The sequence below is a fragment of the Streptomyces sp. KR55 genome (assembly GCF_052245645.1).
In the GTDB taxonomy this organism is placed as follows: Bacteria; Actinomycetota; Actinomycetes; order Streptomycetales; family Streptomycetaceae; genus Streptomyces; species Streptomyces flavusporus.
In genome coordinates this window covers 1-5,184 of record NZ_JBQQCE010000590.1, presented here as the reverse complement: position 1 = coordinate 5,184, position 5,184 = coordinate 1, and the positions used below count along the sequence as shown (strand labels likewise).

Genomic DNA, 5,184 nt, shown 5'->3' with positions numbered 1-5,184 from the left:
GAGTGAGCACCGGCCGGTCGGCGAGTTCCGGCCCGGCGCGCCCCGGCCGGAGCTCACTCCTCCCGGCCGGCACCCCGGTGCACGTACTGGAACACCAGCCCCAGAACGCCCCGGGACAGCACCGCAAGACCGATGAGGAACAGCCACAGCCCGTAGACGACGCCCGTGGCCGCGACCGCGAAGCCCACGGCTGTGACGATGGGCCACGGGCTGTCGGCCGGGAAGAACTCCAGCGGCCCGGCCCCGTCGGCCACCTCGGCGTCGCGCCGGTCCTGCGGCCGCCGCCCCTTGCGCCGGTACTGGACGGCGCTGAAGAAGGACACCACGGCGGCCATCAGGAACGCGATCACCAGCACCGCCGACCCGGCCGGTTCCTCGGACCAGAAGCCGTAGAGCCCGGCGATGCCGGCGAAGAACAGAGCGACGCCTCCGAACAGCAACGCCTCGGTCTTCATCGTTCCAGCTCCCGCCTCGTGCGCGGCCGTTGCCGGGCGATCTCCGGATGGCGCAGATCGAAGGCGGGTGACTCGGAGCGCACCCGGGGCAGCGCCGTGAAGTTGTGGCGCGGCGGCGGGCACGCGGTCGCCCACTCCAGCCCCCGCCCGTACCCCCACGGGTCGTCCACGGTCACCGGCCGCGCGTACCTGGCGGTGCGCCAGACGTTGTACAGGAACGGCAGGGTGGACACACCGAGCAGGAACGCCCCCGCCGACGACAGGGCGTTGAGCACGGTGAAACCGTCGGCGGGCAGGTAGTCGGCGTAGCGGCGGGGCATGCCTTCCTCGCCGAGCCAGTGGTGCACCAGAAACGTCAGCTGGAAGGCGGGGAACAGCAGCCAGAAGTGCAGCTTGCCGAGCCGCTCGTCCAGCATCTTCCCGGTGAACTTCGGCCACCAGAAGTAGAACCCGGCGAACATCGCGAACACGACGGTGCCGAACAGCACGTAGTGCAGATGCGCGACGATGAAGTACGAGTCGGTGAGGTGGAAGTCGAGCGGCGGAGAGGCGATCAGCACCCCGCTCAACCCGCCCAGCAGGAACGACACCAGGAAGCCGAGCGCCCACAGCATCGGCGTCTCGAACGACAGCGAGCCCCGGTGCATGGTGCCGATCCACGCGAAGAACTTGATACCGGTGGGCACGGCGATCAGGAACGACATCAGGGAGAAGAACGGCAGCAGCACCGCGCCGGTGGCGAACATGTGGTGCGCCCAGACGACCGCGGAGAGCATGGTGATCGCGATCGTCGCGCCGATCATCGGCAGGTAGCCGAACAGCGGTTTGCGGGAGAACACCGGGATGATCTCCGTGATGACCCCGAAGAACGGCAGCGCCACGATGTACACCTCGGGGTGACCGAAGAACCAGAACAGGTGCTGCCACAGCAGTGCGCCGCCGTTCGACGCGTCGAAGATGTGCGAGCCGAACTTCCGGTCCGACTCCAGGCAGAGCAGTGCCGCCGTCAGGACGGGGAACGAGGGCAGGACGAGGATCGACGTGAACAGCACGTTCCACGTGAACATCGGCATCCGGAACATGGTCATGCCCGGGGCCCGCAGACACATGATCGTGGCGATGAAGTTCACCGCACCCAGGGTCGTGGACACGCCCGTCACCACCTGCCCCATCACCCACAGGTCACCGCCGGCACCGGGGGAGAAGTACGCGCTGTTCATCGGCGCGTAGGCGAACCAGCCGAAGGCCGCCGCGCCGCCGGGCACGATGAAACCGGCGACCACCATCAGCCCGCCGAAGAGGTACATCCAGTACGACAGGGCGTTCAGACGAGGGAAGGCCACGTCCGGGGCGCCGATCTGCAGGGGCATCACGGCGTTCGCGAACCCGGCGAACATCGGCGTCGCGAAGAGCAGCATCATGGTCGTGCCGTGGATCGTGAAGAACTGGTTGTAGCCGAGCTCGCTCACGAACTGCAGTCCCGGACGGGCGAGTTCGGCCCGCATGGCCAGGGCCAGCAGACCGGCGAAGAGGAAGAAACAGAAGGCGGTGACCATGTACAGGCGTCCGATCACCTTGTGATCGGTCGTCGTGCTCCAGTGCAGCAGCGTGGCGCCCAGCGAGCGCCCCGATGCGCCGCGCCGCCGGGCGGTCGGGGTGTCGTGCGACAGTTCCGTCATCGTCCTCCTCTCCGGCCGCCGCGACGCTATCGCCGTGACCTGGAGTGCCGCCCGCGCCACGCCCTGTTGTCGCCCGTCAGAGGGCCGACCGGAGTCATCCACGTCCCCGGCGCCACCTGACCGGCGCGGCGTTTGCCCGGGCCGGATCCGGGGACCCGGCCCTGAGCAAACCCGCACCGGACGCAGAAGGAAGATGAAGCGTCGTGACCACGTCCGCCCGTGAAAAACCCGCCGTCCGCCGCCCGGAGACCGGCTGGTCGAAGGCACGCCGACTGCGCGGCAAGGCCGTGCTGCGCACCTGCCTCCCCGCCGTCGAAGGCCCGGACGGGCCGCGGACCTCGCACACCGGCCAGGAGTGGAACATCGTGCGTGGCGAGGACTGACGCCACGCCCGCCCGATGCAGCGCCGCAACCCCTTCGTCGTGTCCCCGTAACCCTGCCGCCTGCTCGCCGTAACGGTTGATTAGGACGAGCGATGCTCCGATGAGCGCGTTCGCCGCTATGGTGAAGCAGATGAAGGCTCTCGTGCTGTCCGGCGGCGCCGGTACACGACTGAGGCCGATCACGCACACCTCGGCCAAACAGCTCGTGCCGGTCGCCAACAAGGCCGTCCTGTTCTACGGCCTGGAATCCATCGCCGCGGCCGGAATCACCGAGGTCGGCGTGGTCGTCGGGGACACCGCCGAGGAGATCCGGGAAGCGGTGGGCGACGGATCGAAGTTCGGCCTGGAGATCACCTACATCCCCCAGGAGCGGCCCCTCGGTCTGGCCCACGCCGTGCTGATCGCGCGCGACTATCTCGGCGACGACGACTTCGTGATGTACCTCGGCGACAACTTCATCGTCGGCGGCATCACCGACCTCGTCGAGGAGTTCACCCGCATCCGCCCCGACGCGCAGATCCTGCTCACCCGCGTCTCGGACCCCCGCGCCTTCGGCGTCGCCGAACTCGACCCGTCCGGGCAGGTCATCGGCCTGGAGGAGAAGCCGGAACGGCCCAAGAGCGATCTCGCGCTGGTCGGGGTGTACCTGTTCACGCCGGTCATCCACGAAGCGGTGCGGGCCATCCGGCCGTCCTGGCGCGGGGAGTTGGAGATCACCCACGCCATCCAGCACCTCATCGACGCCCGCGCCGACGTCCGCAGCACGGTCATCGAGGGCTACTGGAAGGACACCGGGAACGTCGGCGACATGCTGGAGGTGAACCGGACCGTCCTCGAAGGCCTCGACCGGCGCATCGACGGCGAGGTGGACGCCGGATCCGAGACGATCGGGCGGGTCGTGGTCGAGGAGGGCGCCCGCATCGTGAACTCACGCATCGTCGGCCCCGCCGTCATCGGCTCCGGCACCGAGGTCCGCGACTCCTACGTCGGCCCCTTCACCTCCATCGCGGAGAACTGCCGGATCACGGACAGCGAAGTGGAGTTCTCCATCGTGCTGCGGGACTCCTCGATCGACGGGGTGGGCCGCATCGAGAACTCGCTGATCGGCCGCCACGTCCGGGTGACCACGGCACCCAGCGTTCCCAGCGCCCACCGACTCGTCCTCGGCGACCACAGCAAGGTGCAGATCCACACATGAACCTTCTCGTCACCGGCGCCGCCGGGTTCATCGGCTCCGCGTACGTCCGCGCCCTGCTCGCAGCATCCGACGCGCACATCACCGTGCTGGACAAGCTCACCTACGCCGGCTCCCGGGACAACCTGCCCTCCGGCGACCCGCGGCTGGACTTCGTGCACGGCGACATCTGCGACGCCGCCCTGGTCGACAAGCTGATGGTCGACGCCGACCAGGTCGTGCACTTCGCGGCCGAGTCCCACGTCGACCGCTCGATCGACCAGGCGGCCGCGTTCGTACGCACCAACGTCCTCGGCACCCAGACCCTGCTGGACGCCGCACTGCGGCACGGGGCCGGCCCGTTCGTGCACATCTCCACCGACGAGGTCTACGGCTCCATCGAGTCCGGCTCCTGGCCCGAGGAACACCCGCTCAGGCCGAGTTCGCCGTACTCCGCCTCCAAGGCCTCCTCCGACCTGCTCGCCCTGTCGTACCACCACACCCACGGCCTGGACGTCCGCGTCACCCGCTGCTCGAACAACTACGGCCCGCGCCAGTTCCCCGAGAAGGTCGTCCCGCTGTTCATCACCAACCTCCTCGACGGGCGCACCGTCCCGCTGTACGGCGAGGGCCGCAACGTCCGTGACTGGCTGCATGTCGAGGACCACTGTCACGGCATCGAGCTGGTGCGCACCCGGGGCCGGCCCGGCGAGGTCTACAACATCGGCGGCGGCACCGAACTGAGCAACAAGGAGCTCACCGCACTGCTGCTCCAGGCGTGCGGGGCGAGCTGGGACCGGGTCCAGCACGTCGAGGACCGCAAGGGCCACGACCTGCGCTACTCGGTCGACTGGAACAAGGCCCGCACCGAGCTCGGCTACCGGCCGCGCCACGACTTCGCGGCCGGCCTCGCAGCGACCGTCGCCTGGTACCGCGACCACCGCGCCTGGTGGGAGCCGCTCAAACGGCGCATCGAAAGCGGGCGCCTATGAGGTGGCTGGTCACCGGGGCGGGCGGAATGCTCGGCCAGGACGTCGTCGACACCCTCCGCAGCCGCGGTGCCGACGTGGTCGCCCTGGACCGGGCCGCCCTCGACGTCACCCGGCCCGACGCGGTCGAGGCAGCGTTCGCCGAGCACCGCCCCGACCTCGTGGTCAACTGCGCCGCGTACACCGCCGTGGACGACGCCGAGACCGACGAGGAACGAGCCCTGTGCGTCAACGCCGACGGCCCGCGGCTGCTGGCCCGGGCCTGCGCCGCGAGCGGCGCTCGCCTGCTGCACGTCTCCACGGACTACGTCTTCTCCGGCACCGCCCGCACCAGCCCCTACCCGGAGGACCTGCCGCCCGCCCCGCGCACCGCCTACGGCCGCACCAAGCTCGCCGGCGAGCGGGCCGTCCTCGCCGAACTCCCGCAGACGAGCGCCGTCGTGCGCACCGCCTGGCTGTACGGCGTCCACGGCCGCAGCTTCGTGCGGACGATGCTCGACCTTC

At 69.6% G+C, this 5,184-nt stretch carries 6 protein-coding genes; 4 read left to right on the top strand and 2 right to left on the bottom strand.

The features are described from left to right. Positions 1-53: 53 nt before the first annotated feature. Both ctaF and ctaD read right to left on the bottom strand, forming a co-directional pair. Positions 54-455, bottom strand: coding sequence for an aa3-type cytochrome oxidase subunit IV (gene ctaF, locus ACTWQJ_RS46060; protein ID WP_443312351.1), 402 nt, complete (start codon positions 453-455; stop codon positions 54-56). Next, a complete protein-coding gene (ctaD, locus tag ACTWQJ_RS46055; RefSeq protein WP_443312350.1) occupies positions 452-2,134 on the bottom strand; it encodes an aa3-type cytochrome oxidase subunit I in 1,683 nt (560 codons plus the stop codon). The genes ctaF and ctaD overlap by 4 nt, the downstream gene beginning before the upstream one ends. Positions 2,135-2,337: 203 nt before the next feature. Here ctaD and ACTWQJ_RS46050 point away from each other — a divergent pair, with 203 nt between their 5' ends. The 4 genes from ACTWQJ_RS46050 to ACTWQJ_RS46035 all read left to right on the top strand — a co-directional run. After that, entirely contained in the window at positions 2,338-2,517 is a 180-nt protein-coding gene (locus tag ACTWQJ_RS46050) for a hypothetical protein (RefSeq protein ID WP_409467647.1), read from the top strand. A 130-nt stretch (positions 2,518-2,647) separates the two neighbouring features. After that, on the top strand, positions 2,648-3,715 hold the full coding sequence (locus ACTWQJ_RS46045) for a glucose-1-phosphate thymidylyltransferase (protein WP_443312349.1): 1,068 nt from the start codon (positions 2,648-2,650) through the stop codon (positions 3,713-3,715). Next, positions 3,712-4,683, top strand: coding sequence for a dTDP-glucose 4,6-dehydratase (gene rfbB, locus ACTWQJ_RS46040; protein WP_443312348.1), 972 nt, complete (start codon positions 3,712-3,714; stop codon positions 4,681-4,683). The genes ACTWQJ_RS46045 and rfbB overlap by 4 nt, the downstream gene beginning before the upstream one ends. Continuing rightward, on the top strand, positions 4,680-5,184 hold a 505-nt coding region (locus ACTWQJ_RS46035), incomplete at its 3' end, for an SDR family oxidoreductase (protein WP_443312347.1). The genes rfbB and ACTWQJ_RS46035, both read left to right, overlap by 4 nt.